Below are 26,508 nucleotides of genomic sequence, written 5' to 3'. Positions count from 1 at the left end.
ATGCCCTGATCTATTGAAAGTAGCGGGGCTCGCCGCAGGTATAATGACGCCATTGCGCAGCGACAATGGCCATGGTCGAAATTGGGTTTTGGAGCTTGCGGATTTTGCGCATGTTTGGCAATCGGTTGACGGTTCACCCTCGCAGGGCGCGAGTTGCATTGTGATATGCGACGGGGAACCGTAGACTGACGTTCCAGGCCTATCGGCCGAGAAGACGAGGAGAGCGGATGGCCGGTGCCTTGAACCACGATGCCGAACTTCCGAACCCTGACCGGCAGCGGTGGCTGGCCCTTGCGGAAAAAGCCCTGGCCGGCGGATCCTTCGAGGAAAAACTCGTATCCCATACGGACGATGGCATCCGCATCGAACCGCTTTATGATCGTTCGGTCACCGCAGAGCCTCTCCCACGGGCAAACCCCGGATCGCCGTGGATCGTCAGCCAGCGTATCGACGATCCGGATGTCGGCCGCGCCAAAGCCCAGGCCCTGGAGGACGTCGCACAGGGCGCCACCGGATTGTCGCTTGTCTTCGAAGGCGCGCCGAATGCGTTCGGCTACGGCCTGCCGAGGACTGCCGAGGCGCTGGAGACCGTGCTGGACGGCGTGCCGCTCAACCGCATCCAGGTCCGCATCGACGCGCATCCCTGGAGCCGCGCCGTGGCCGACTGGCTGGTTGCGTTCTTGAGCAAGCGCCGGTCAGACCCGGCAAAGCTCAACCTGTCCTTCGGCATCGACCCGGCGGCGATCTTTGCCGGAACCGGCCGGTTGCGGATGTCGATCGAGGCCTTGCAGGCGTCGATGCCGCAGTCCCTGGCGCACTTTTTCTCGATGGGCGTGCCCGGGGTCCTGCTGGAGGCAGACGGACGCGTCTTCCACAATGCCGGTGCCACCGAAGCGCAGGAGCTGGGCACCATGATGGCTTCGGCGGTCTCCTATCTCCGGATGTTTGAGGAGGCGCGCCAGCCGCTTGTCTATGCGGCGCCCCATATCGGCTTTGCGCTGAGCGTCGACCAGGACCAGTTCGTATCGATGGCCAAGGTCAGGGCCCTGCGCAGGCTGTGGGCGCGGGTCCAGGAGGCATGCTCGATCTCCGCCGCCACCGCCAACATCCATGCCGAGACATCGTTCCGCATGATGACTTCGGCAGACCCGGAGACGAACATCCTGCGCACCACGATCGCCGCTTTTGCCGCGGCAGCCGGCGGGGCGGACTCGGTCTCCATCCTGCCGCATACGATCGCGCATGGCCTGCCGGCGGGCTTTGCCCGCCGTATCGCCCGCAATACGCAACTGATCATGGCCAACGAAAGCCATATCGATCATGTCGCCGACCCTGCTTGCGGTTCGGGCGCCGTTGAAGCGCTGACTGCCGAACTCTGCGAAGCGGCGTGGGAAGAATTCCAGCGGATCGAGGCGGAAGGCGGCGTTCTGTCCAGCCTGCAGCAAGGACACATCCAGAAACGGGTTCAGGCGGCCGCCGCCCGCCGCAATGCTGCCTATCAGGCGGGCGACCGGGCCATCATCGGCACGACGCTTCACCCGTCGAAGATCGAACGTCCGGTCGAAACCTTGGCGGCGGAGCGGCGGCCCTCGGTCACCGAGGGCGTCGCGGTGTGCGAGCCGCTGTTTCCGATCCGTATCGATCAATCGATCGGAGCAGCATCATGATTCCGGATTTCAGCCAGATCGGCTGGTCGGCGCCGCGCCGGGCGCCGATCGAGGTCAAGGGCCAGCGGATGACCCCGGAAGGACTGGCCATCAAGCATCTGTACAACCAGGGCGACCTCAAGGGGTTGCCGCATCTCGACACTTATCCGGGCCTGCCGCCATTCGTGCGCGGCCCCTACCCGACCATGTATGTCCAGCAGCCGTGGACGATCAGGCAATATGCCGGCTTCTCGACGGCGGAAGAGTCGAACGCCTTTTACCGGCGCAACCTCGCGGCCGGCCAGAAGGGACTGTCGGTCGCTTTCGACCTTGCCACGCATCGCGGCTACGACAGCGATCATCCGCGCGTTGCCGGTGATGTCGGCATGGCAGGCGTCGCCATCGATTCCATCCTCGACATGCGCCAGCTCTTCGACGGCATCCCGCTTGACGAGATGACGGTGTCGATGACCATGAACGGCGCGGTGCTGCCGATCATGGCGCTCTACATCGTCGCCGCGGAAGAACAGGGCGTTGCGCAAAAGGACCTCGCCGGGACCATTCAGAACGACATTCTGAAAGAGTTCATGGTGCGCAACACCTACATCTATCCGCCAAAACCTTCGATGCGGATCGTGTCGGACATCTTCTCCTATACGTCGCAGCACATGCCGAAGTTCAATTCGATTTCGATCTCCGGCTATCACATGCAGGAGGCAGGGGCGACCGCCGACCTCGAGCTCGCCTACACGATCGCCGATGGAATCGAATATGCCCGCGCCGGTGTCGCGGCGGGTCTCGATATCGACCGTTTTGCGCCGCGCCTGTCCTTCTTCTGGGCGATCGGCATGAACTTCTTCATGGAGGTCGCCAAGCTGAGGGCAGCCCGCCTTTTGTGGTCGACCCTGATGCTGAAGAACTTCTCGCCGAAGGACGAGCGCTCGCTGTCGCTACGCACCCATTGCCAGACTTCGGGCTGGTCGCTAACGGCGCAGGACCCTTACAACAACATCATTCGCACCATGATCGAGGCGATGGCGGCGACGCAGGGTCATACACAATCGCTGCACACCAACGCCTTCGACGAGGCGATGGCGCTGCCGACCGACCATTCGGCCCGCATCGCCCGCAACACGCAGCTCATCCTGCAAAAGGAATCCGGCACCACCCGCATCATCGACGCGTGGGGCGGCTCTGCCTATCTCGAACGGCTGACGCATGATCTGGCGGCGCGCGCGCTTGCCCATATCGAAGAGGTCGAGAGCCTGGGCGGCATGGCCGCCGCAACCGAAAAAAACATACCGAAGCTGCGCATCGAGGAGGCCGCCGCGCGCACGCAGGCGCGGATCGATTCCGGCGAGCAGATCCTGGTCGGCGTCAACGCCCATCGTCCCGAGACGGATATCAAAGTCGACGTGCTGAAGATCGACAACGCCGAAGTCAGAGCCCGGCAATTGTCGAAACTGCAGCGGCTAAAAGGCACGCGCGACGTCGGCGCGGTGGAGAATGCACTGAATGCACTGACCCGAGCTGCCGAGAGTGGCGAAAATCTGCTGGAGTTCGCCATTCGCGCCGCGCGCGCCAACGCCACGGTCGGCGAGATTTCACTGGCGCTGGAAAAGGTTTTTGGCCGCCATGTCGCCTCGGTCCAGACGATCTCCGGCGTCTATCGCAAGGCGCTCGGCGACAATCCGGTGGTCGATCGGCTGCAGGACAAGATCGTCGCGTTCGAGGAGAAGTCCGGCGGCAAGCCGCGCATTCTCGTCGCCAAGATGGGACAGGACGGCCACGATCGCGGCCAGAAAGTCATCGCCACCGCCTTTGCCGATCTCGGCTTCGACGTCACCGTCGGGCCGATGTTCCAGACGCCGGACGAGATCGCCAGGCTTGGCGTCGAGCACGACGTGCATATCATTGGCGCCTCGTCGCTGGCGGCGGGCCATTTGACGCTCATTCCCGAACTCAGGGACGCGCTGAAGAAGCTTGGCCGCGACGATATGCTGATCGTTGCCGGCGGCGTCATCCCGCCGCAGGATTATGAGGCGGTACGGCAGGCGGGGGCGGCGGAGATCTTCCCGCCAGGCACGGTTATTCCCGAGGCCGCCGACCGGCTGATGGACCGGCTGCTGCAGGCTGGCTGAATTGTTATAATCCATGTTGCAACGACCGACAATGAAGTTATAATTGGCGTTGCAACAGAGGCTGAATCCATGAACACGACCATTCGCAAAATCGGCAATTCCGAAGGCGTGATCCTGCCCAAGGAAATTCTCGATCACCTGAATCTGAAGGCCGGCGATCAGCTTGAGATCGTCGAAACGAGCAAGGGCATCGCCCTTCGGCCAGTGGACGACAGCTTCGAGCGGCAGATGGAAGCCGCTCGCCAAGTCATGGACAAATACAAAGTCGCGCTTCAGAAGCTCGCCGAATGAGCTGGGAGTTCCTGAGCCGGCGTGCGGTCGAAGCCATGCACGCCGAGCAGTTGCGTCGCCACGGCGGCGCGCACGGTTTGAGGGATGAGAATGCCCTCGAATCGGCGCTCGCCCGAGCCGAGAACAAGGCCAACTATGGTGATCCATCGATCGAGGATCTGGCCGCGGCCTATATCTTCGGCATCGCCAGAAATCACGCCTTTGTCGACGGCAACAAGCGCACGGCCATCGTCGCCGCCGGCGCGTTCCTGATTGTCAACGGCTATGTGCTGATGGCCGACAACGGCACGATCTATGAGTTCGTCATGGGCGTTGCCGCCGGCGAAATCGACGAGGTGGGTGCTGCGGCGTTCTTCCGCGACCATGTCGTCAAGGTCGAGGGCTAATTGTCGGAGAGCTTGACGATTTCCCACTCCTTGCCGTTCACCACGGCAATTTCGCCGACCTTCTTGCCGAACAAGGCCAAGGCCATCGGTGAAACATGGGAAATCGTCCCCTTGGCCGGATCAGCCTCATCCTCGCCGACGATCTTCCAGTGCACCTTCCTGCCGTCATCGCCTTCCAGCGTGACGCCCATGCCGAAGCGAACCAGGTCGCTGCCCGGTTCCGGCACGGAAAGCTCGGCGCTTTCACGCCGCGCGGTCCAGTAGCGCAGGTCACGCGAGATGAGCGCGATGCGCTCGCGGTCGGCCCTCTTTTCCGCTCTGCCCAGATCGTCGCGCAGGGCAGCCAGTTCGGCGTCCATCAGCGCCAGGCCGCGTTGCGTCACCAGATTGCGATGGTGGCTGATCGGCCGCTCGCCGATGCCGGCGATGGCGTTTTCGCTATCTTCTTCGCGCGTGAAGGCTCTGCTCATCAGTCGAGCTTATGCCTCGCGTGGCGACTCCACAAGCTATTGCCGGAAAACCGGATCTGCCGATCCGGCGTGACACGATTCCTGCGGCGCGACGGTAGGACGCTGGGAATTTGTGCGGCTTTGCGCAACTGACCGTCGGACGCAATCATGCGAGCTGAATGCCCGTCCTCAGCTCAGCGCAGCAGTGGGGCGGAGTGAGCCGACCTTGGCGCCGATCCGGCTTTCTATGGGCGGATGTGCCTCTTCGATCAGTATCGCCGCCAGCGCCTTGTCGGCGTGCAAAAACCTGGCCAGCACGGCCGCGACCGTGACTTCAGCGGCGCGGCCTGCGCCATCATCGCATTTCAGTGCAATGCCAAGGCCAAGCTCGGGAAGTGCCGCACAATAGACGCCTTCGGCCCCAACCTTCACAAAAATCCGGCCTGACGCGGCCTGCATCAGCGCAACATCGGCCCTGCCCGTGCCGGCGACCAGAAACGGCTCGCCCATGCAGGCGGAAAGCAGCCGCTTTGCGGCTTTGGCGCGCACGGATTCAAGGCCGATACCTGTCGCCATGCGGGCAAAGCCGAGCGCGAAGCTGCGCAGCGGCACGGCATAGGTCGGGATCGAGCAGCCGTCGGTGCCGCAATGATCGACATCATGAGCGGCACCGGTCACCGCTTGCATCGCATCGCGCACCATCTCCTGCGAGGCATGGCCTGATTTGACATAGCCGCGATGGGCGACGCCGGCGTGGACGCATGTGCAGAGGAAGCCCGCATGCTTGCCAGAACAATTGTTGTGCAGCGCGTTTGGCAAATTGCCGGTGCTGGCCAGCGCAACTGTCGCGTCATGGCTCGACGGCCAATGCGCGCCGCATTCCAGCGCCGCCACGTCCAGCCCGGCCTTGGCCAGCATCGCCCGCGCCAGTTCGACATGCGCCGGCTCGCCGGAATGCGAAGCACAGGCCAGCGCCAGTTCGCGGTCGCCGAAACCGTACGCATCGGCGGCGCCGCTTTCGACCAGCGGCAGCGCCTGGATCGCCTTGACCGCCGAGCGCGGGAACACCGGGCGAGCCGTATCGCCGATTTCCCAGACCGGCTTGCCATCGGCATCGAAGACCGCAATGGCGCCACGATGCGCGCTCTCGACCACGGCGCCGCGCAAAACTTCGACCAGAACCGGATTTGTCATGAATTCCCCGCTAACGCACGACCTCGAAAATCGGATTCGATTTTCGAAAAGGATCATGCGTAAAATCAAAGTGTTACAGCGTCCTTTGCGCGCCCGGAAGGGCGCGCGGCGCTGTAATGCGGGCGGTTTTTATCTGATCCGATCGAGAATGGAAACATAGTTGGCGACCGCGGCACCGCCCATATTGAAGATGCCGCCGAGCTTTGCTCCGGGCACCTGGATGCCGCCGGCCTCGTCGACGAGCTGCATGGCGCTCAGCACATGCATCGACACGCCGGTGGCGCCGATCGGATGGCCCTTGGCCTTCAGCCCGCCTGACGGATTGACCGGCAGCCGACCGTCCTTCGCCGTCTCGCCGTCGAGCGCCAGTTTTGCGCCCTCGCCCGGTTTGGCCAGGCCCATCGCCTCATATTCGATCAGCTCGGCGATGGTGAAGCAGTCATGCGTCTCGACGAAGGACAGATCGTCGAGCGTCACACCGGCCTTGTTCAGCGCCTGATTCCACGCCTGCTCGCAACCCTCGAATGCCAGGATGTCACGCTTCGACATCGGCAGGAAATCCTGCACATGCTCGTTGGCGCGGAAAGCGACGGCGCGGCGCATCTTCAATGCCGTCGCCGTGTCGGCAAGCACTAGGGCGGCGGCGCCGTCTGAGACCAGCGAGCAGTCGGTACGCTTCAGGGGACCGGCGACGAAGGGGTTCTTCTCGCTCTCGTGCCGGCAGAACTCATAGCCGAAATCCTTGCGCATCTGCGCATAGGGATTGTCGACGCCGTTCCTGTGGTTCTTGGCGGCGATCATCGCCAGCGCGTCCGACTGGTCGCCATAGCGTTGGAAATAGGCTTGCGCGATCTGGCCGAAAACGCCGGCGAAGCCTGCCGGCGTGTCGCCCTCCTCGGGCAGATAAGAGGCCTTGAGAAGATTCTTGCCGATTTCCGGACCTGATGTCGTCGTCATCTGCTCGGCGCCGACCACCAGCACGATACGCGCCGCATTGGCGTCGATGGCGCGGATGCCTTGCCTGACCGCCGCCGAGCCGGTGGCGCAGGCGTTCTCGACCCGCGTCGCCGGCTTGAAGCGAAGCCGGTCGTCGGCCTGCAGGACCAGGCTTGCGGTGAAATCCTGTGCGGAAAAGCCGGCATTGAAGTGGCCGAGCACGATCTCGTCGACCTCGTCCGGACCGATGCCGGCATGATCGAGCGCCTCGCTAGCCACCTTGGTGATCAGGCCCTCCAGCGTCTCGCCTTCGAGCTTGCCGAAGCGCGAATGCGCCCAGCCGACGATGCATGCTGTCATGATTATCTCCATCCCTGCGGGCCGGGCTACGCGATGTCGCGGCGCGCTATCAACATTGTTCAAGAATGAACCGTCCCAGCGACTTCGTAAAGGGGCCAGAACCACACAACGACTTGATCTTGATATCTGGTCACGGCAGCTGACATTTGCCACACAATCGCGTCGGATTTTTGTTGATTGATCCGTCAATAAAAAATAATCTTGCCGCAACGGACCGGAGCAAAGATGCCGAAAATCGGAATGGAGCCGCTGCGCCGCAGGGCGCTGATCGACGCGACGATCTCGGCGATCGGCGAGCGCGGTTCGCTTGATGTGACGATGTCGGAAATCGCCGGGCGCGCCGGGGTATCCTCGGCGCTCGCCCATCACTATTTCGGCGCCAAGGACGAACTTTTGCTGGCGACGATGCGGCACATCCTGGCCGAGTTGACCGCCGACATGCGGCGCGCGCTTCGATCGGCCAGCACGCCACGCCAGCGCGTTTCGGCGGTGGTCGCGGTCAATTTCTCCGACGCCCAGTTCCAGCCGGAAACGATAGCCGCCTGGCTCGCCTTCTATGTCGAGGCGCAAAAATCGCCAGCGCTGCGCCGGCTGCTCAAGGTCTATGCGCGACGCCTGCATTCCAATCTGTTGAGCGGGCTGACCGGCATCCTGCCGAGAAGCGAAGCCGACCGTCTCGCCGAGGCGACAGCGGCGCTGATCGACGGGCTCTACATCAGGCGCGCGCTGAAGGACGGCGTGCCCAATGCCGCGACCGCGATCGCGCTGATCGAGGACTATCTCGAAACGAAACTCGGCCAGCGGAGCGCGCAGTGACGTCGAAGCGACCCAATTTTCTGATCGTCATGGTCGATCAACTCAACGGCACATTGTTCCCGGATGGGCCGGCGGACTTCCTGCATGCGCCGCATCTGAAGGCGCTGGCGGCTCGGTCGGCGCGCTTCAAGAACAATTACACCGCCTCGCCGCTCTGCGCGCCGGGCCGTGCGGCGTTCATGAGCGGCCAGTTGCCGTCGCGTACCGAGGTCTATGACAATGCCGCCGAATTTGCCTCGTCGATCCCGACCTATGCGCATCATCTGCGTGCCGCCGGCTACCACGCCTGCCTGTCCGGCAAGATGCATTTCGTCGGGCCGGATCAGTTGCATGGCTTCGAGGAGCGGCTGACCACCGACATTTATCCGGCCGATTTCGGCTGGACGCCGGATTATCGCAAGCCCGGCGAGCGGATCGACTGGTGGTATCATAATCTCGGTTCGGTGGCCGGCGCCGGTGTCGCCGAGATCACCAACCAGATGGAATATGACGACGAGGTCGCCTTTCACGCGGTGCAGAAGCTTTATGATTTCGCCCGCGTCTCGGACGATGCCGCGCGCCGGCCGTGGTGCCTGACCGTCTCCTTCACCCATCCGCACGACCCGTATGTCGCGCGCCGGCGCTATTGGGATCTCTACGAGGATTGCCCGGCGCTCGAGCCGGAAGTCGGCTTCATCCCCTATGACGAACAGGATCCGCATTCGCAGCGGCTTTACCGCGCCAGCGACTATGACAGTTTCGACATCACCGGCGAGCAGATCCGCCGCGCGCGGCGCGGCTATTTCGCCAGCATCTCCTATCTCGACGACAAGGTCGGCGAACTGCTGTCGGTGCTCGAGCGCACGCGAATGCTCGACGACACGATCATCCTGTTCTGCTCCGATCACGGCGACATGCTCGGCGAGCGCGGCCTGTGGTTCAAGATGTGCTTCTTCGAGGGCTCGGCGCGGGTGCCGCTGATGATCGCCGGAAAAGACATTTCGGCCATCCTGATCGACGCGCCGGTTTCCAATCTCGACGTCGTGCCGACGCTTTGCGACCTCGCCGGCATCGACATGAGCGCGATTGCGCCATGGACCGACGGCCAGTCGCTGCTGCCGCTGCTCGACGGCAAGGAACGCACCGCACCGGTGCTGATGGAATATGCGGCCGAAGGCTCCAACGCGCCGATGGTGGCGATCCGCGAGGGCCGCTACAAATTCATCCATTGCGAGATCGATCCGCCGCAACTGTTTGATCTTGAATCGGATCCGCGGGAATTGACCAACCTCGCCGCCGACCCGGCGCACGCGGCTTTGGTGGCTTCTTTCACCGGCAAGGTCCGGGCGCGCTGGGACATGGCTGCCTTCGATGCCGCCGTGCGCGCCAGCCAGGCGCGCCGCTGGGTGGTCTATCCGGCGCTGCGCAACGGCACGCATTACCCCTGGGAATTCCAGCCGCTGCAGAAGGCCTCGGAACGTTACATGCGCAACCACATGAACCTCGACCTGCTCGAAGAGCAGAAGCGCTTTCCACGAGGCGAATGATGACAGACGGTCTTGAGGCGGATTTCGTCATCATCGGCGCCGGCTCGGCCGGCTCGGCCATGGCCTACCGGCTATCGGAGGATGGCAAATATTCGGTGATCGTCATCGAATTTGGCGGCAGCGACATCGGGCCGCTGATCCAGATGCCGTCGGCGCTGTCGATCCCGCTCAATATGAGCCTCTACGACTGGGGTTTTGCCAGCGAGCCGGAGCCGCATCTCGGCGGCCGTGTGCTGGCGACGCCGCGCGGCAAGGTCATCGGCGGCTCGTCCTCGATCAACGGCATGGTCTATGTACGCGGTCACGCCCGCGATTTCGACCATTGGGCAGAACAGGGCGCGGCTGGCTGGGGGTTTGCCGACGTGCTCCCCTACTTCAAGCGCATGGAGGACGCCAACGGCGGCGAGAATGGCTGGCGCGGCCACGGCGGCCCGCTGACCGTGCAGCGCGGCTCAAGGACGAATCCACTCTACGGCGCCTTCGTCGAGGCAGGCCGTCAGGCCGGCTTCGAGCTGACCGACGACTACAACGGCGCGAAGCAGGAAGGCTTTGGTCCGATGGAGCAGACCATTCGCGGCGGCCGCCGCTGGTCGGCGGCGAGTGCCTATCTCAGGCCGGCGCTGAGGCGGAGAAATGTAAGCCTGGTCAAGGGCTTCGCCCGACGGGTGATCATCGAGAATCAACGCGCCACCGGTGTTGAGATCGAAGTGCGCAGACGGATTCAGGTGATCAAGGCGCGACGTGAAGTGATCGTTGCTGCCTCCTCGATCAATTCGCCCAAGATCCTGATGCTGTCCGGCATCGGCCCGGCCCAACATCTGAGGGAATACGGCATTCCGGTGATCGCCGACCGGCCCGGCGTCGGCCGCAACCTGCAGGACCATATGGAGCTCTACATCCAGCAGGAATCGACGCAGCCGATCACGCTGAATTCGGTGCTGAACCCGTTCTCCAAGGCGCTGATCGGCGCGCAATGGCTGTTCTTCAAATCGGGCCTCGGCGCAACCAACCATTTCGAGGCGGCCGCCTTCGTGCGCTCGCGCGCCGGCGTCGACTATCCCGACATCCAGTATCATTTCATCCCGGCGGCGGTCCGCTATGACGGCAAGGCGGCGGCGAAAGCGCACGGTTTCCAGGCGCATGTCGGGCCGATGCGATCGAAGTCGCGCGGTTCCGTCACGCTGCGCTCGCCCGATCCCGGATCGAAGCCGGTGATCCGCTTCAACTACATGTCGCATCCGGACGACTGGATCGAGTTCCGCCACTGCATCCGGCTGACGCGCGAGATCTTCGGCCAGTCGGCCTTCGACCCTTATCGCGGCAAGGAGATCTCGCCGGGCTCGCAGGTGCAGTCGGACGACGATCTCGATGCCTTCATCCGCGATCACGCCGAAAGCGCGTACCACCCCTGCGGCACTTGCAAGATGGGCCGCAAGGATGATGCGATGAGCGTCGTCGATCCGCAATGCCGTGTCATCGGCGTCGACGGGCTGCGGATCGCCGATTCTTCGATCTTCCCGCGCGTCACCAACGGCAATCTGAACGCGCCGTCGATCATGACCGGCGAAAAGGCCGCCGACCACATTCTCGGCCGCACGCCGCTAGCGCCGTCCAACCAGGAACCATGGATCAATCCGCGCTGGCAGGTGTCGGATCGATAGAGCGACGTGCGTCCATTCGGACGCACAAGCGCTCTATCGCTTTTTTAGTCCTCGCATCGTGCTTTCCGAAAATCGATTCCGATTTTCGAGCCGATGCGATAAGCCATGATCCGGCGGTGCCCGCCCGCCGGTCCCATCGAAAGACAGTTTGGAGAAGGTCCCATGCGCGCCCAGCCAAAGGCATCGCACTATGTCAACGGACGCTACATCGACGATGAGCAAGGTGCGCCGCTGCCGGTCATCTATCCGGCAACCGGCGAGACCATCGCGATGCTGCGTTCGGCGACGCCGAACGTGCTTGAACTGGCGATCGAAGCAGCGCGTGCAGCACAACCGGCCTGGGCGCGGCTGAAGCCGGTCGAGCGCGGGCGCATCCTGCGCCGCGCCGCCGACATATTGCGCGTGCGCAACGCCGACCTGGCGCGCATCGAGACGCTGGATACCGGCAAGGCGATCCAGGAGACGCTGGTGGCGGACGCCCCATCGGCAGCCGACTGCCTCGAATATTTCGGCGGCGCGGTCGCTGCCTATAATGGCGAGTCCGTCGATCTCGGCGGCGCCTTTGCCTATACAAGGCGCGAGGCGCTGGGCGTCTGCGTCGGCATCGGCGCCTGGAACTACCCGATCCAGATCGCCGGCTGGAAATCGGCGCCGGCACTCGCCATGGGCAACGCCATGGTGTTCAAGCCGTCGGAGAACACGCCGCTGTCGGCGCTGGCGCTCGCCGAAATCTACACCGAGGCCGGCCTGCCCGACGGGCTGTTCAACGTCGTGCAAGGCTATGGCGATGTCGGCGCCGGCCTCGTCGGGCACGATGTCGTTGCCAAGGTTTCGGTGACCGGCTCGGTGCCGACCGGCCGCAAGGTGCTGTCGCTCGCCGGCTCGAAGATGAAGCACGCCACCATGGAACTTGGCGGCAAGTCGCCGCTGATCGTCTTCGACGATGCCGATCTCGAAAACGCCATCGGCGGCGCCATGCTCGGCAATTTCTATTCGACCGGCCAGATCTGCTCCAACGGTACGCGGGTCTTCGTGCAGAAGGGCATCCACGACCGTTTCGTCGAACGGCTGGTCGAGCGGACCAAGAAGATCCGTATCGGCGATCCGCTCGACCAGGAAACGCAGATGGGGCCGCTGGTCTCCAAGGCGCAGCACGAGAAGGTCATCGGCTATATCGAGGCCGGCAAGCAGGATGGTGCCGTGCTCGCCTGCGGCGGCAATGTTCCTTCGCTGCAAGGTTTCCAGGGTGGCTTCTTCGTCGAGCCGACGGTCTTCACCGGCGTCACCGACACCATGCGCATCGCGCGCGAGGAGATTTTCGGGCCTGTCATGAGCGTGCTGAAATTCGACGGTGAGGACGAGGTGATCGACCGCGCCAATGATACCGAATTCGGCCTTGCCGCCGGCGTGTTCACGCGCGACCTGCCGCGCGCCCACCGCGTCATCGCCGAGCTGCAGGCCGGCACCTGCTGGATCAACGCCTACAACCTGACGCCCGTCGAAATTCCCTTCGGCGGCTTCAAGCAGTCGGGAATCGGGCGAGAAAACTCACTTGCCGCGTTGGCACTCTATTCCCAGTTGAAGTCGGTCTATGTCGAGACCGGCGACGTCGCGAGCCCATACTGAGGCTCACCGCGCCGCCGACCAGAGACCTTAGCCAGAGAACTTAGAACGTCTGGTTGTAGGCGCCGACTTCGGGGCTGCGGCGCAGCACCGCATCGACGGCTTCGAACATCTGCCGGCGCCGCTCCGATGACACCGGGCTCTCCACCACGACGACAAGCTCCGGCTTGTTCGACGACGCCCGCACCAGGCCCCAGGTGCCGTCCTCGGCAACGACGCGAACGCCATTGACGGTGATCAGTTCGGCGATCTTCTGCCCGGCGAAGATGGCGCCGTCATGCTTCATGGCCTGAAAGTCGGAAACGACCCGCTCGACCACGCCATATTTCAGCTCGTCGGCGCAGTGCGGCGACATGGTCGGCGTGCCGAAGGTCAGCGGCAGGTCGCGGTAGAGATCGGCCATGCTCCTTGTCGGGCTGCGATCCAGCATCTCGCAGATGGCGATGGCTGTGATCAGACCATCATCATAACCGCGCCCGATCGGCGGGTTGAAGAAGAAATGACCGGATTTCTCGAAACCGGCGATGGCGCCAAGCTCGGCCACGCGCCGCTTTATATAGGAGTGGCCGGTCTTCCAATAATCGGTGACGGCGCCATCGGCGCGCAGCGCGGCGTCGGTATTGAACAATCCGGTCGACTTGACGTCGACGACGAAGGTCGAGCCTGGATGCAGGCGCGCAATGTCGCGCGCGAGCATGACGCCGACCTTGTCGGCGAAGATCTCGTTGCCCTCATTGTCGACCACGCCGCAGCGGTCGCCATCGCCGTCGAAGCCAAGCCCGACGTCTGCTCCTGTCTCCAGCACCTTGTCGCGGATCGCGTGCAGCATCTTCATGTCTTCGGGATTGGGGTTGTAATTCGGAAACCTATGATCGAGCTCGACATCGAGCGGGATCACCTCGCAGCCGATCCGTTCCAGCGCTTCAGGTGCAAAAGCGCCGGCAGTGCCGTTGCCGCAGGCGGCGACCACCTTGAGCTTTCTCGCTATGCGCTTGTCGCGGGTCAGGTCGTCGAGATAGGTCTTGCGGAAATCCGCAACGAAGTCATAGGAGCCGCCGCCGACCAGGTCGAAGTCGCCGGCAAGCACGATCGTCTTCAATGCGCTCATTTCCTCCGGACCGAAGGTCAAGGGCCGCGCCGCCCCCATCTTGACGCCGCTCCAGCCGTTCTCGTTGTGCGAGGCGGTGACCATGGCGACAGACGGCGTGTCGAGCGCGAACTGGGCGAAATAAGCCATCGGCGACAGCGCCAGCCCGATATCCCTAACCCGCGCCCCGGCGGCCATCAGCCCGGAAACCAGCGCCAGCTTGATCGCCAGCGAATAGGAACGGAAATCATGCCCGGTCACGATATCCGGTCCGGCGCCCAGGCGCCGGATCAGCGTGCCGAGCCCCATGCCAAGCGCCTGGACACCGATCAGGTTGAGCTCCGGCGGCTCGGCAGAGCCCGGATGGCCGAACCACCAGCGCGCATCATACTCACGAAAGCCGGACGCCTTGATCAGCGCCGAGGTTTCAAACTCGAAGGTGTTGGGAAGGGCTTCACTAACGATCTTCAGGGACAAGACAGCAACTCCAAGCGGCTGGATTCAGAGTGGTTTCAACGCAGGTGGCCATGCCTATAACACGAGCCGTTAAGCGGTGTTTATCCCGCAGGGAACTGAAACCTGTATGACGTTAGAGCGAAACGGCAAGAAATGCGACTGAAGCGCTGCCATTGGCGCTTGCAGGAAGGAAGTACGGCGGCTATAAGCCCGCGGTCTGGTCACGGAGTGTAGCGCAGCCTGGTAGCGCACATCGTTCGGGACGATGGGGTCGCAGGTTCAAATCCTGCCACTCCGACCAGAAAAAACAATGGGTTAGGCAACCCGAAGACTGCCTGCCCCACAGATATCCCCACAGAAAAAATGGAAAAGCATCTAGGCCGCTCGATGGAGCTGGCAGACGCATACCAAACCACTCGCGATTTTGCAGAATCTGAGGGCCGCGCCATCTAAACTATGTCTGCTTCGCCAAACGTGTTCAATCGGCGATAGTTGTCGAATGACTTCACTCGGGGCGAAAGCGCCAAGGGCGTATCAATGCAACGATTGCGGCTGATGCCAGCAGAATAAGCCCTGGAACGCCTAAGACCACGGCGTGCATCTCCAGCATAAGGGCGAACGGAGTATCCGCTTTTATCATCGGCTTTAGGCTGCCGCGGATCGGACACCGCCGGCACCGGCGAGTCGTCCAACGATCTTGCTCAGCGTTCGCAGCGTCCAGGCCAGCGGCGCCAGAACCATCCTCAGCAGAGAAGCCAGGACAAGGCAGAGTATGAAGTAGGCCGCAAAGGCGCCGAGCCAGGCCGGGAGACCTGCTTGTTCGGCTATCCAACCGGCCGCGTTTGTCAGAAGGTGAGGTCGCGTGATCGCCACATAGGGAAGTGCGACGACGGCGGCGACACCGGCTGCGGTACCGACGGCGGAAAGCGATTGGAACGCACCTTTGCCTGCTGCCCTCAGATGTGCGATCCGCACAGTTCCGCGACCAGCTGCGGCCACCGGTGCCCTCGCAACCCGCAATGCCTTGGCTGCGGCGCCGATGCCCCCGACGACGATTGCCGCATCGAAGGCCGCCCAACCCATCTCGTCCCAGGTCGGAAGCCGCTCGCCGCGGGTGATCACCCCTTCCAGGTCGGAAACGCCGCCCAGGACTATGTTCTTCGCACCAAGCAGCGTGCGGGTGAACTGTCTGCGGACTGCTGTTCCGTCAACGATCTCGAACTCCGACAGCATCTCATGCCCGCGATCCTTGAGCTCGCGAATGGCAATAAGCCCATATTGCTCCGGCGAAATCTCGGCGAGGCCGAATCCCACCTGCCGGTCGTCCCACAGGCTCGAGAGGCCCTGACCGATGGTTTCCTGCAACAAGTACTGCGACGATCCATTCTTCACGAAGTAAGCAATCACCGGCACGACCGGATGGCCGAGACGGTCGAAAACCTCCACGAAATCCGCATCCTCGCCATAGACGAGGAACACTCTGGCTGCATCGTCGCCATATTTCGCCGCTGCCTCATGCCAGCCGAGCCCGCCTGCCGCGCAGGCTGCAAGAACCCATGGCCGAGCCTGCTCCACAGCTTTACTGCTGAGCGGGCAACGGGTGTCGTCCCGGCGAACTTCCTCCGCCAGCGCGGCTCGCATGACCTCATCCTCGAAGTGATGGGGCTCCAGCCATTCCCATCTGAGCGTCAGGACGATCGCCACAACGAGTGAGGCTGCTAGCAGATATCTCATTCTCAAGGGGGCATCCTCCCGCAGTCATGTCATGCCAAGACGTGCCGAAGCTATCAGCCAATCCCGATGAAGCGATCGTTAGTTCTGGGATGTGGTGGAAATTTGCTGAAGGGTGGCCGACAGCGGACGTTCCGTTTTCCACCAAACTTCGGCGTTCATGGTCATTTTGGGGCCGCAAGCGGACTGGCAGCTTTGGCCCTCGGATCTTCAATAGCTGACCTTCACGTCGGTGCGAGTAACGTAACGCCGTGACGTGCCCCCCTGCGGACGTTCGTGGCATCGCAGCGAACGTCCGGAATGTATGACAGCTGACGTTCGTTGTCAGATAGACAAATCTGAGCGAGCGGTAAGGAAGCTTGAAAAGGCAACCTACGTGCTGCTATTGGCCGGAGCACATGAGGCGACATGATCAGCTCAGTCCGTCGCCGCTCGTGGCTGCAAAGCCGATTGCCTGCACAGACGTACCGGCTCCCGCTTGTATTAGTCACGCATCTGGTACCCTTGCCCGGACCCCGGCCCGCGGGGCTCAATCCTCCGGCAGGGTGAAGACCGCGCAGGGATCAGCGATACCGCGCAATAAGTGCTCGCCCAAAGGGATCAAAGCCGTTGTCGTCTCCGCCGCGACAGCGCCCGAGATGAGCACGCTGCGACCAAGGGGCCTGCATAGCCCTTCGAGCCGGCTGACCAGGTTGACCGCAGGGCCGATGGCAGTGAAGTCCAGCCGGTCGGCCGCGCCGATATTGCCCCACAGCATCTCACCGAGATGCAGTGCCGCGCCGAAGGGCAGCGGCGGCAGCCCCTCCGTCTGCCGCACCGCATCGAGATGGGCCATGCCGGCGCGGGCGGCGACAACAGCCCGCAGCGCCGCCTCGCAGGCCTCGGCCGGGGCGCCCGTGACCGGGAAAATCGCCAGCACCCCGTCGCCGATGAACTTCAGCACCTCGCCCCCGAAAGCATGCACCGCCCCGGCGACGCGATCGAACCAAGCGTCGAGGGCGGTGATCATCGCTGCGGGCTCCGTCGCCTCGGACAGGGCGGTGAAGTCACGCAGATCGGCACAGAGCAGCGCGGCGCGGATGGTCTCCCCGGTGCCGCGGCGCAGCGCGCCGGCCTGCACCCGGGCGGCACTGCGCCTGCCAAGATAGGCCTCGAGCAGCGCTGCCAGCGCCGCCCGCGCGGTCAGGGCGGCTAAGGGCGCTGCGGCGAAGCGCGCGGCCTGGCGCAGCCGGCCGGCCTCGGCGGGGCCGAATGGCTGGGTCCCTGCCCAGCCCAGCACCGGACTGTCCGGCTCCGGGCCGATCGTGTCCTCCTGCACAGGGCCAAGCTCGGCCAGCCAGTCGCGCCCGGCTTGGTTGAGCGGGCCGCCGGCGAAGCCCAGCGCCTCGATCACCGCCCCGGTCTCCGCCTGCCACAGCCAGGTGCGGCGGGCGATGATCGGATGCGGCACCGCGACCGTCAGAGCGCCCCCGGCCAACGGCAGGCCGTCGGCCAGCAGCCGGCCGCCGAGCTCGGCCAGGAACCAGTCAGAGCCGGGCGAAGAGCCGGCCTCGTCCAACAACCAGGCGAGGGGCGCGGGCAGATCCATGCCGCGATTATGCCACCGCGGCCACTAGCCTGTCATCCGCGCCGCGGGATGACGCTTCTGCCTGTCATGTTGTCACGTGAGGACGCCCTCAACGGGACCGGACGGGACGTCGTTAAGGGCGTACTTAAGGGAGAGGTGACATTCAGGGCGAGGCCATGGGCTGCCGCCGGCACAACTACTCCCTTACATAGACGCCATCCTCCAGACTCACGGTCCAATCCTCGATGAGGCAGCCTTCGACACCCCTGCGAGCGACGAGCGGAAAGAGTCAGTCCCTGCCATGCCAGGGGTCCGGCCCCGGTTCACGCCCGGCCGCAACCTCGGCCAGCCGGCCGAGGTAATGGGCCCAGCCTTCCGCATGGCCGGCGCATTGCTCGGCGTTAGGCAGGCCGGTGTGGGTCAGGCGCAGCAGCGTTCCGTCCGGCTGCTCAATCAGGTCGACCTCGATCAGGCTCGACCCCGGCGGCACCACCTCGCTGCCGTCCCAGCCAAAACTGTAGGCCAGGCGGTGCACCGGCACCACCTCGAGGAAGGAGCCGCGAGCGCAGCGAGCCCCAGTGACATTGACGAGATAGAGCCCGCCAGGCTGCGGCTCGACCTCAGCCTCCGTTCCCATCCAGCGCAGGATCTTCTCCGGATCGGTCAGGAGGGCGAACACCGCGGCGGGCGGCGCCGGGATGTGCGTCTCGCGGCGGACGACGAGGGACTCTTGCATCGGTCTCTCCTACGGTTGCGATGACCTGCTCCGCCTGAGGCGGAGGATGGACGGGCGCCTTCTGTCCTAGTGTGGGAGGTCTTTTCTGACAGCATGTAGGCGGAAGATCGCCCTCAACAAGGTGCCGCCCAAGCAGCTTGGCGAGAAGAAATCCGCACCCGGCTTGAGCGATTCCTGATCGACACGACCTGATTGTCGCCTAAGTCAGTCGCATTGGAGATCACTCCGACGCATCTCCCACGTTTAAGCGCTTCAATCGGCATTGTGGGTTTGACGCTGGCCTCCTGCGCCACGAGGTGCCTTCGGGCAGGCGCATCTGGAGGTGTGAGATCGCCTGCAATGTTGGATCTGACGCAATTGTGGTGCAGTTTGCCATCAGAAGGCACCTATCAGTCGGGCCTGAAGCAGGTCGATCTTCCCGCGCCCATACATTCGGCGGTAGTGGATCTGCTGGCTTCAGAAGCGCTCGAGGCGGTCCGAAAGCCTTGTTTATGGTCTGGAGGTTCCAGGACTCGATGCCGCCGACCCGCTCGATCGACTTCACGTGCTTGGCGAGCCGGGACGCGCGATCATGACTCGACGCCTCCGCTCTCGGAGCAGCTTTCCGTAGGTCCGCAAGGGGTCCGGATTGCGACTTTCGCTGCGTCCAGAGCATATGTCCGCTGCTGGCGCAACCGTGACCTCCGGTGCCGTCGCCGGCGATGTCTGCTTCCAGGCAGAGACAAGTTCATCTCTACGGCTGACATCGGCGCGCTGCGGACCAACAGCGGTGGGCCGGATGCGACCGGAAGCTCCAGGAGAAAAAGACCTGCTAGGCGGATAGTTCGCATGCCGCCGTGTCCGGCTTATAGCGGACATTCGGCAATTTGGCAGCGAATGATCACATTGTGACAATCTTGCCGAAGACGAACGTCTAACCTAAACCCTCATCCCAGGATATCAACCGAATTGGAGCCACTGTTTGGGACCGGGCGTAGTTGCGACGTTTGCCCTATCCGGACGTGTGAGCAAATGCCGTGGGCAACCTTGATGCGTGCATTTTTTCGTTCGGTTGCTGCGACGATCGTGATGTCCGGCGTGGCCGGTTGCACCAGCATTTCTTACTACGCACAATCCTTGAAGGGTCACGTGGAGATCATGGCGGCGCGCCAGGATGTCGAAGAGCTGATCGACGATCCTTCGATCCCTGGGACACTACGCGCTCGAATGGAATCGGCGAGCGCCATCCGACAGTTTGCGATAGATGAACTAGCGCTGCCGGACAACAATAGCTACCGCAGCTATGTTAACGTTGGTCGGGACGCGGTGACATGGGCCGTCTTCGCCGCGCCGGAATTCTCGCTGACGCCACGAACATGGTGCTTTCCGGTGTTCGGATGCGTTCCGTACCGAGGATACTTCTCCAAAAGGTCTGCGATTGAAAGCGCTGTCGAACTTCAGAGACAGGGCCTGGACGTCTATGTGACGGGCATCACTGCATATTCCACGCTTGGCTGGTCAAGTGACCCGCTGCTAAGCACGATGCTCAGCCAAGATGAAACGTATCTTGCGGGGCTAGTTTTCCATGAGCTGGCCCACCAACGCGTCTATGTGAAGGACGATTCCGCATTCAACGAGGCATTCGCTGTCGCCGTCGAAACAACCGGCGTGAGAAAATGGCTGCACGCGGCTGGTGATACCGGCGAATTGCGCCGTTACAAAGCCGACCGGAGGCGCAGAGCTCAATTTCTTGCGCTGGTGTCGCAGACCCGGGACGAGCTAAGCCATGTCTATGACGGCAGCGCTACCTCTGAGCAGAAGCGGGCCGCGAAGATGGCCGCGATCGAACGGCTGCGGATGCGCTACCGAGAGATGCGCGACAGTCGCTGGCGTGGATACCAGGGATACGATGTCTGGTTCGATTCTCCGATTAACAACGCGAAGCTCGCCGCGACTTCCGTCTACGGCGATCAGGTGGCGACGTTTCTCCGCTTGTTCGATTTGTGTTCGGGCGACTATCCACGGTTCTTCGCGTCGGTTCGACGGATCGGAGCGTTAGACAAGGCTTACCGCGCCGAAGCGCTCAAAGCAGCAGATTCATGCGATAGCCGGTCAAATCCGAAGGCCAGAAGCGGCGAGTCGGTCGCCGATGTGCTCGGCAGCCGGCGCAGGTGATTGAATTGACCATTTGTCGGCCGATTTCCTAGGAACTTTGACGTCGGCGGGGCCGGAAGCCGCATGTCGGCCTACAGAAGCCAAAAGCGGACTTGCCTGAACTCGCCGGCGGATCCTGGACCACAATGGTTGCCGGCGGGCCGTGGCGCCTCAGCCTGCGCCCTACGAGGCCGAAAACCTCACGCTCACGCCGCGCTGCCGAAAATAAGCCTGCATCAGCTTGCGGCCCGAACGGTTGTTCTGCGCCAGTCTGGTCGGATCGAACACCGCCTGTTTTATCCCTTCTCGTGTCATCGCCACCTTAAGCGTCGCGATATGCGCGTCGATGTCGGCATTGTCCGCCCGCAGCGATGCATAGATACTTTCGGTCGCCTCGGCCACGGTCGGTTCGCTCACAGGTGTCGTCCTTTGGTTGGTTGAGCGGCGGCTTACCACAGATTCGCGGCTCCGCCGATACCGATGAGACGGCTAGATGGGCGGCAACAGTGTCCCTTGGGGCTTAAAAGGGATGCCAATGACGGGCGCCGGCGGCTAACGCGCCATAAGGATCGGCATCGACGGGTCTTCAAGCATCGAGACGGTGACGCCACCGAAGATGCGCTCGCGCAACCGGGAATGACCGTAAGCGCCCATCACCATCAGGTCGGCGGCGATGTCGAGCGCGTGCCGGCGAAGCACGTCGACGACTGAATGGTCCAGGCTGGGCAGCCGGTCGACCGTGACATTCACGCCATGCCGCGCGAGATAGGCGGCGGCGTCGGCCCCGGGTTCGGCCCCGTGGCGGTACTCGTCCTCCACCGGATCGACCATGACGAGGTGCACCTCATCGGCGCCTGGCAGCAGGCCGAGGGATTCGCGGACGGCACGCGATGCCTCCAGACGGGCGTCCCATGCAATCAGCACGCGTTTCGGCTTCAGGGTCGGCTGCGCCCCCGCGGGGATGAGCAGCAAGGGCTTTCCCGAAGAAAACAATGCGCCTTCGATCGCTTTGCTTTTCAGCGTTTCGTTGGCGAGCAGCTCCGGTCCAATGACCGTAATGTCGGCATAGCGTGCACGGCGGCCGATGGTGTCGTCGGCCCAGCCGGCTTCCGGATATTCGCTGGAGACATCGGCCGAAAGCACGCTGCCGGCGAGAAAAGCCGACAGGTCAGCAGTCCGCTTCTTCAACAGATCCTCGACGGCCCGACGCTCGTCGAGCCAGGCTTCTGAAACGACCGCGGCATACTCCCCGACTGGTGGCGGCGCAGCTACGGCAACGACCAGAACAGCAAGATGGGCGCCGATCTCGTTGCACAGGTCGGCGGCAGGCTTGAGATCACCGTCTCCCTCGTGCGGTCCCGTAACGGCAAGTATCGTCCTGAAAGCCATGGCGGCTGCTCCCGATTTTGTCCCAAAGCCCAATCATCGTTGCAACAACAGCGAGACGGCTCGGCGCGCTGCTAGCGCTGAGTCAAGAACGCCGCCGGTCATCATTTGATCCGTATCAACATGCCCACGTGCCGACGCCAACAGGTTTCAGGCCGCTGGAGGACGCCAAGAATACGCCCCGAACACCGGAGCAGCAGCATCACGGAACGCATTCGTGACCTGGCTGGTTATATCCAGGCGCTGTGGCAGCAAGGGCCTGATGGCGTGGAATTTCAGCGACCACGCTCGCTGGCTTCCCCAGGTTGGGTACAAAACAAAGAGGCATCCGATGATCGTCGAGGATCAGCAATCCGTGGCCGCGATGTTGATGGACCCTGCCGCATATGGCGAGAGCGGACCGGTCGAGGCGATCGAGACCCATATCTCGCGGATATTCCTGGTTGGCCAGCGCGCCTACAAGATCAAGCGAGCGGTCAAGCTGCCCTATGTCGACTTCTCGACCCCGGCGCTGCGGCTCGCCGCCTGCGAGAAGGAGGTCGATCTCAACTCCAGGACTGCCCCCGGCCTCTATCTGGGGGTGCGGCGCGTCACCCGCGAGGCCGGCGGCGAGCTGGCCTTCGACGGAAGCGGCGATCTGGTCGATGCGGCGATCGAGATGGTCCGCTTCGATCAGTCGAAGCTGCTCGACCGAATGGCAGTCGGTGGCGAACTGACGCCTGCGCTGATGACGGATGTCGCGCGCATGATCGTGCGCTATCATCGTGGCGCGCCGGAGGTCCACAAGGGCAGCGGATCCTCGAACCTGGCAGGCGTGCTCGCCATCAACGAAGCCGGCTTTGCCACCAGCCATGTTTTCGAGCAAGCCGAGATAAAGGCATTCACCGGGATGTTTCGCACCGCCATCGCCCGCCATTGCGAGTTGCTCGACCGGCGGGAGACTGCAGGCAAGATCCGACGATGCCACGGCGACCTGCATCTGCGCAACATCTGTCTCTTCGACGGCGAGCCCCGCCTCTTCGATTGCATCGAATTCAACGACCAGATCGCCAGCATCGATGTGCTTTACGACCTGGCTTTCCTGCTGATGGACCTCTGGAATCGCGGCTTTCCGGAACTCGCCAACCTGGTCATGAACCGCTATCTCGACGAAGCAGACGACGAGGACGGCTTCATCCTCCTGCCGTTTTTCATGGCAGTGCGGGCCGCGGTGCGCGCGCATGTCACCGCAACCCAGATCGAGGAAAGCGGTGACGATTCCAGCGGGCTGCTTGCCGAGGCCAGATCCTATTTCGGGCTTGCCCGAACACTTCTCGAGGAAAAGCCTCCTCGGCTGATCGCCATCGGCGGCTTGAGCGGTTCCGGCAAGACGGCCGTTGCCGAGGCACTCGCCGCACATGTTGGCGCGCCGCCCGGCGCACGCATCGTCGAAAGCGACCGCATCCGCAAAGCCCTGCATGGGGTGCCAGCCGAGACGAAGCTGCCGGACAGGGCTTATCGACCTGATGTGTCGGACCGCGTCTACCGCGAAATGGCATGGCGCGCCGACTTGATCCTTGCCGAAGGCGGTTCGGTGGTCGCCGATGCCGTCTTTGACCGGCCGGCCGATCGCGACCGCATCGAGAAAGCTGCAAACGGCAGAGACGTTGCTTTCGCCGGATTCTGGCTGGAGGCGGATCCGCTCGTTCTTTGGCAGCGGGTGAGCGAGCGCAGTGGCGGTCCTTCTGACGCCACAGTCGATATCTTGTCGCGGCAATTGCAGCGAAAGGCTACCCCGTCCAACTGGCGCAAGGTCGACGCCGATCGAAAGCTCGCCGATATCGCCGCAGAATTGGCCAAGGTTTCGGACGCGGTCGCTTTTGCGCAGAATCCTCCACTCAAGACCGCATCGTGACGGCGACGATCGACGCGCATAAAGGGTAAATGGGCATGACGCAGGAAAAACTGGTGGTTTGCGGCAAATGCGGCGGGGTCAATCGCCTGCCGCCGGCACGCGATGCCGGGGACGCGAAATGCGGAAAGTGCGGCTCCAGGCTGTTCCCGGGTCATCCGGCAGACGTCGATGCACAGAGTTTCGATCGCCAGGTCACGCGAGGCAGCCTCCCCGTCGTCGTCGACATATGGGCACCATGGTGCGGCCCGTGCAAGATGATGGCGCCGGCCTATGAAGCGGCAGCCAACGAACTGGAGCCGCATGTTCGACTGATCAAGCTCAATTCCGACAATGAGCAGGCCGTTGCAGCCAGGCTCGGCATCCGCGGCATCCCGACCATGATCATCTTCCACGGCGGACGGGAGGTTGCGCGCACATCCGGCGCAATGACGGCGGGACAGATCGTCAGGTGGGTCCGCGATCACCTGCCGGCCGAAGCCTGAAAGCTGCTACTTGCGTGGATTTCGCTGATCGCCGTGCCCAGCACGACGGGCGATTGAGGCCGACACTGAGCACAGAAGCCATATGATGACCTTAAGACGTTCGAAACATCGAACGACGAATTTTCATATGATGACCTCGCTTTTGGCCCGCACTCGGAGTATGGATCCTCAGATCCGGCAAAGTTGGGAGGACCCATGCAGCAGGCCGAACATCGAACGTCCCGGCGGTCGTTCGTCTCTCAGGTTGCCGACGCCCTGCGCGGCCAGATCGAAGCCGGGTTTTATGCGCCTGGCGATAAATTGCCGACAGAACCCGCGCTGATCGACCGGTTCGGGTTCAGCCGCACCGTGGTCCGGGAGGCCATTGCCGCGCTTCGTGCCGATGGGCTGGTGGAATCGCGGCAAGGCGCCGGCGTCTTCGTTCTCGGCCCGAAACCCGTCGACGAGGGATTGAAGCTGTTCACTGACGAAACGAACAAGATCTCGGACATCATCGAAGAGCTCGAGCTGCGCATCGGCATCGAAGTCGAGGCAGCCGGCCTTGCCGCCGCCCGCAGCTCACCGGCGCAAGAGGCCGAAATCGAGGCCCAGGTCGAAAGGTTCGCCGACCTCATGGCGCAAGGGCAACCCACGGACGATGCCGACTTCCAGTTCCACATGGCGATTGCCGCCGCAACCAACAACGCCAGGTTCAAGGCCTTCCTCGAACATGTCGGCCGGCGGATGATCCCGCGGGTGAAGTTCAAGACGATGATGGGCGGCGTCGACCCCTTGCCCAATCGCGACCATCCGATTCTGCAGGAGCACAGGGAAATCGCCGATGCGATCCTCGCCCGCGACCCGGAAAAGGCGCGTGAGGCGATGCGCCGCCATTTGGTGACCGGGATAAAGCGCTATCGCGCCCTGACCGTCCGGCGCCCGACAAATCAGGACAACAGCGGCGGTTGACTCGTCTGGATATTCATCATATGAATCTAGATGACATCATATTAATTTGTGGGATGAGTTCCTTTGTCGCCAGATGAAATCAAGTCGCGGGTCGCTTCAGGGCTGCTGTCGTTTCCGGTCACGCATTTCAACGAGGATTTCAGCCTCAATCTCGAAAGCTATCGCGCGCATGTCGAATGGCTGTCGGGGTTCGGTGCCGCTGCCCTGTTCGCGGCCGGCGGCACCGGTGAATTCTTCTCGCTGTCGCCGGAAGAGGTCGCCGACGTTACCCGCGCGGCCAAGGATGCCTCGGGAGACGTGCCGATCATCGCCGGCTGCGGTTACGGCACGGCGCTCGCCACGGAAATCGCCCGCCGCGCCGAGGCTGCGGGAGCCGACGGTCTCCTGCTTCTGCCCCACTATCTGATGGAGGCCTCGCAAGAAGGGATTTTTCGGCATGTCAAGGCCGTGTGCCAGTCCACCGGCCTCGGCGTCATCATCTACAACCGTGCGAACTCGGTCGCCAGTGCCGACACCGTTGCCCGCCTTGCTGACGCGTGCCCAAACCTCATCGGCTTCAAGGACGGCACAGGCAAGGTCGATCTTGTCCGCCACGTCACCGCAAAGCTCGGCGATCGGCTCTGCTACATCGGTGGCATGCCCACGCATGAGCTGTTCGCCGAGGGTTTCAACGGCGCCGGCGTGACGACTTATTCCTCCGCGGTCTTCAACTTCGTGCCGGAATTGGCCCAGCGCTTCTACAGGGCGATGCGGACAGGTGATCGCGCTGTGATGGAAGAAATCCTGCACAGCTTCTTCTTCCCCTTCGCGGCTTTGCGCGATCGCGAGCAAGGTTATCCGGTGTCGATCATCAAGGCCGGCGTCGAGCTCATCGGACGGACACCCGGCCCGCTTCGGCCGCCGCTGACCGATCTGAAGCCGCAGGAGAAAGACGTGCTGCGCGGACTGATCGAGAAGATCGCCGCCTAGCCGCCGCGAGATCGGCAAATCGTCGGCCGCACGGGATGAGGAGGATCGTCTGGTGCGACAGCCAAAACGGAAGATCCCAAACGGAAGATC

General features: G+C 63.1%; 22 protein-coding genes and 1 tRNA gene. 14 read left to right on the top strand and 9 right to left on the bottom strand.

All coding sequences use genetic code 11. The features are described 5' to 3' along the window. Positions 1 to 227 precede the first annotated feature (227 nt). The 4 genes from AC0L2A_RS08860 (at position 228) to AC0L2A_RS08845 (ending at position 4,464) form a co-directional block, all read left to right on the top strand. Complete coding sequence (locus AC0L2A_RS08860; protein WP_473608410.1) at positions 228 to 1,667, top strand: methylmalonyl-CoA mutase subunit beta; 1,440 nt, start codon at positions 228 to 230, stop codon at positions 1,665 to 1,667. Continuing rightward, positions 1,664 to 3,787 (top strand): methylmalonyl-CoA mutase, encoded by a 2,124-nt coding sequence (gene scpA, locus AC0L2A_RS08855; protein WP_473608408.1) that lies wholly within the window; start codon positions 1,664 to 1,666, stop codon positions 3,785 to 3,787. Before AC0L2A_RS08860 ends, scpA begins: the two co-directional genes overlap by 4 nt. Before the next feature lie 69 nt (positions 3,788 to 3,856). After that, entirely contained in the window at positions 3,857 to 4,078 is a 222-nt protein-coding gene (locus AC0L2A_RS08850) for an AbrB/MazE/SpoVT family DNA-binding domain-containing protein (protein WP_023800850.1), read from the top strand. Next, entirely contained in the window at positions 4,075 to 4,464 is a 390-nt protein-coding gene (locus AC0L2A_RS08845; RefSeq protein WP_473608407.1) for a type II toxin-antitoxin system death-on-curing family toxin, read from the top strand. Before AC0L2A_RS08850 ends, AC0L2A_RS08845 begins: the two co-directional genes overlap by 4 nt. On the opposite strand, the gene greA is transcribed toward AC0L2A_RS08845, so the two are convergent. The 3 genes from greA to AC0L2A_RS08830 form a co-directional block, all read right to left on the bottom strand. Then, complete coding sequence (greA, locus tag AC0L2A_RS08840) at positions 4,461 to 4,934, bottom strand: transcription elongation factor GreA (RefSeq protein ID WP_473608406.1); 474 nt, start codon at positions 4,932 to 4,934, stop codon at positions 4,461 to 4,463. The two genes, AC0L2A_RS08845 and greA, sit on opposite strands and share 4 nt — an antisense overlap. A gap of 168 nt (positions 4,935 to 5,102) precedes the next feature. Further along, entirely contained in the window at positions 5,103 to 6,107 is a 1,005-nt protein-coding gene (locus AC0L2A_RS08835; protein WP_473608404.1) for an asparaginase, read from the bottom strand. Between the two features lie 129 nt (positions 6,108 to 6,236). Then, positions 6,237 to 7,403, bottom strand: coding sequence for an acetyl-CoA acetyltransferase (locus AC0L2A_RS08830; protein ID WP_473608403.1), 1,167 nt, complete (start codon positions 7,401 to 7,403; stop codon positions 6,237 to 6,239). Between the two features lie 225 nt (positions 7,404 to 7,628). Here AC0L2A_RS08830 and betI point away from each other — a divergent pair, with 225 nt between their 5' ends. The 4 genes from betI (at position 7,629) to betB (ending at position 13,032) form a co-directional block, all read left to right on the top strand. After that, on the top strand, positions 7,629 to 8,219 hold the full coding sequence (gene betI / locus AC0L2A_RS08825; protein WP_473608402.1) for a choline-binding transcriptional repressor BetI: 591 nt from the start codon (positions 7,629 to 7,631) through the stop codon (positions 8,217 to 8,219). Further along, positions 8,216 to 9,745: a choline-sulfatase gene (gene betC, locus AC0L2A_RS08820; protein WP_473608401.1), complete on the top strand. Its 1,530-nt coding sequence runs from the start codon at positions 8,216 to 8,218 to the stop codon at positions 9,743 to 9,745. The genes betI and betC overlap by 4 nt, the downstream gene beginning before the upstream one ends. Continuing rightward, positions 9,745 to 11,406, top strand: a complete 1,662-nt coding sequence (gene betA, locus AC0L2A_RS08815) for a choline dehydrogenase (protein ID WP_473608399.1) — start codon at positions 9,745 to 9,747, stop codon at positions 11,404 to 11,406. The genes betC and betA overlap by 1 nt, the downstream gene beginning before the upstream one ends. A gap of 162 nt (positions 11,407 to 11,568) precedes the next feature. Further along, a complete protein-coding gene (betB, locus tag AC0L2A_RS08810) occupies positions 11,569 to 13,032 on the top strand; it encodes a betaine-aldehyde dehydrogenase (RefSeq protein WP_128172644.1) in 1,464 nt (487 codons plus the stop codon). 40 nt (positions 13,033 to 13,072) lie between these two features. Here betB and AC0L2A_RS08805 read toward each other — a convergent pair whose 3' ends face one another. Then, on the bottom strand, positions 13,073 to 14,593 hold the full coding sequence (locus tag AC0L2A_RS08805) for a phosphomannomutase/phosphoglucomutase (protein ID WP_473608398.1): 1,521 nt from the start codon (positions 14,591 to 14,593) through the stop codon (positions 13,073 to 13,075). 203 nt (positions 14,594 to 14,796) lie between these two features. Between AC0L2A_RS08805 and AC0L2A_RS08800 the strand changes: the two genes are divergently transcribed. Next, positions 14,797 to 14,873 (top strand) — tRNA-Pro (locus tag AC0L2A_RS08800). Positions 14,874 to 15,217: 344 nt separating this feature from the next. Here the strand turns inward: AC0L2A_RS08800 and AC0L2A_RS08795 are convergent. From AC0L2A_RS08795 to AC0L2A_RS08785, 3 genes are all read right to left on the bottom strand, one after another. Then, positions 15,218 to 16,306 carry a hypothetical protein gene (locus tag AC0L2A_RS08795; protein ID WP_473608396.1) on the bottom strand — a complete coding sequence of 363 codons (1,089 nt, stop codon included), beginning with the start codon at positions 16,304 to 16,306 and terminating at the stop codon, positions 15,218 to 15,220. Between the two features lie 526 nt (positions 16,307 to 16,832). After that, entirely contained in the window at positions 16,833 to 17,891 is a 1,059-nt protein-coding gene (locus AC0L2A_RS08790; protein ID WP_473608395.1) for an adenylate/guanylate cyclase domain-containing protein, read from the bottom strand. 268 nt (positions 17,892 to 18,159) lie between these two features. Then, positions 18,160 to 18,606, bottom strand: coding sequence for an SRPBCC family protein (locus AC0L2A_RS08785; RefSeq protein ID WP_128247485.1), 447 nt, complete (start codon positions 18,604 to 18,606; stop codon positions 18,160 to 18,162). Positions 18,607 to 19,635: 1,029 nt separating this feature from the next. Between AC0L2A_RS08785 and AC0L2A_RS08780 the strand changes: the two genes are divergently transcribed. Continuing rightward, the gene (locus AC0L2A_RS08780) at positions 19,636 to 20,760 is read left to right on the top strand and encodes an aminopeptidase (protein WP_473608394.1); all 1,125 of its coding nucleotides are present in this window, start codon (positions 19,636 to 19,638) and stop codon (positions 20,758 to 20,760) included. Between the two features lie 162 nt (positions 20,761 to 20,922). Here the strand turns inward: AC0L2A_RS08780 and AC0L2A_RS08775 are convergent, their stop codons facing one another. Both AC0L2A_RS08775 and AC0L2A_RS08770 read right to left on the bottom strand, forming a co-directional pair. Further along, entirely contained in the window at positions 20,923 to 21,156 is a 234-nt protein-coding gene (locus AC0L2A_RS08775) for a hypothetical protein (protein ID WP_128172638.1), read from the bottom strand. A gap of 135 nt (positions 21,157 to 21,291) precedes the next feature. After that, entirely contained in the window at positions 21,292 to 22,128 is an 837-nt protein-coding gene (locus tag AC0L2A_RS08770) for a universal stress protein (RefSeq protein ID WP_027154046.1), read from the bottom strand. Between the two features lie 328 nt (positions 22,129 to 22,456). Here AC0L2A_RS08770 and AC0L2A_RS08765 point away from each other — a divergent pair, with 328 nt between their 5' ends. From AC0L2A_RS08765 to kdgD, 4 genes are all read left to right on the top strand, one after another. Further along, the gene (locus tag AC0L2A_RS08765) at positions 22,457 to 24,019 is read left to right on the top strand and encodes a bifunctional aminoglycoside phosphotransferase/ATP-binding protein (protein WP_473608392.1); all 1,563 of its coding nucleotides are present in this window, start codon (positions 22,457 to 22,459) and stop codon (positions 24,017 to 24,019) included. Between the two features lie 35 nt (positions 24,020 to 24,054). Further along, positions 24,055 to 24,501 carry a thioredoxin TrxC gene (gene trxC / locus AC0L2A_RS08760; RefSeq protein ID WP_473608391.1) on the top strand — a complete coding sequence of 149 codons (447 nt, stop codon included), beginning with the start codon at positions 24,055 to 24,057 and terminating at the stop codon, positions 24,499 to 24,501. A 195-nt stretch (positions 24,502 to 24,696) separates the two neighbouring features. Further along, the gene (locus AC0L2A_RS08755; RefSeq protein WP_473608389.1) at positions 24,697 to 25,449 is read left to right on the top strand and encodes a FadR/GntR family transcriptional regulator; all 753 of its coding nucleotides are present in this window, start codon (positions 24,697 to 24,699) and stop codon (positions 25,447 to 25,449) included. A gap of 63 nt (positions 25,450 to 25,512) precedes the next feature. Beyond that, positions 25,513 to 26,418 (top strand): 5-dehydro-4-deoxyglucarate dehydratase, encoded by a 906-nt coding sequence (kdgD, locus tag AC0L2A_RS08750; RefSeq protein ID WP_287176748.1) that lies wholly within the window; start codon positions 25,513 to 25,515, stop codon positions 26,416 to 26,418. Positions 26,419 to 26,508: the final 90 nt, after the last annotated feature.

Source organism: Mesorhizobium sp. WSM4844 (assembly GCF_055811775.1).
Note: the sequence above shows the minus strand (reverse complement) of the source record. Positions and strands in the feature narration are given on the sequence as shown.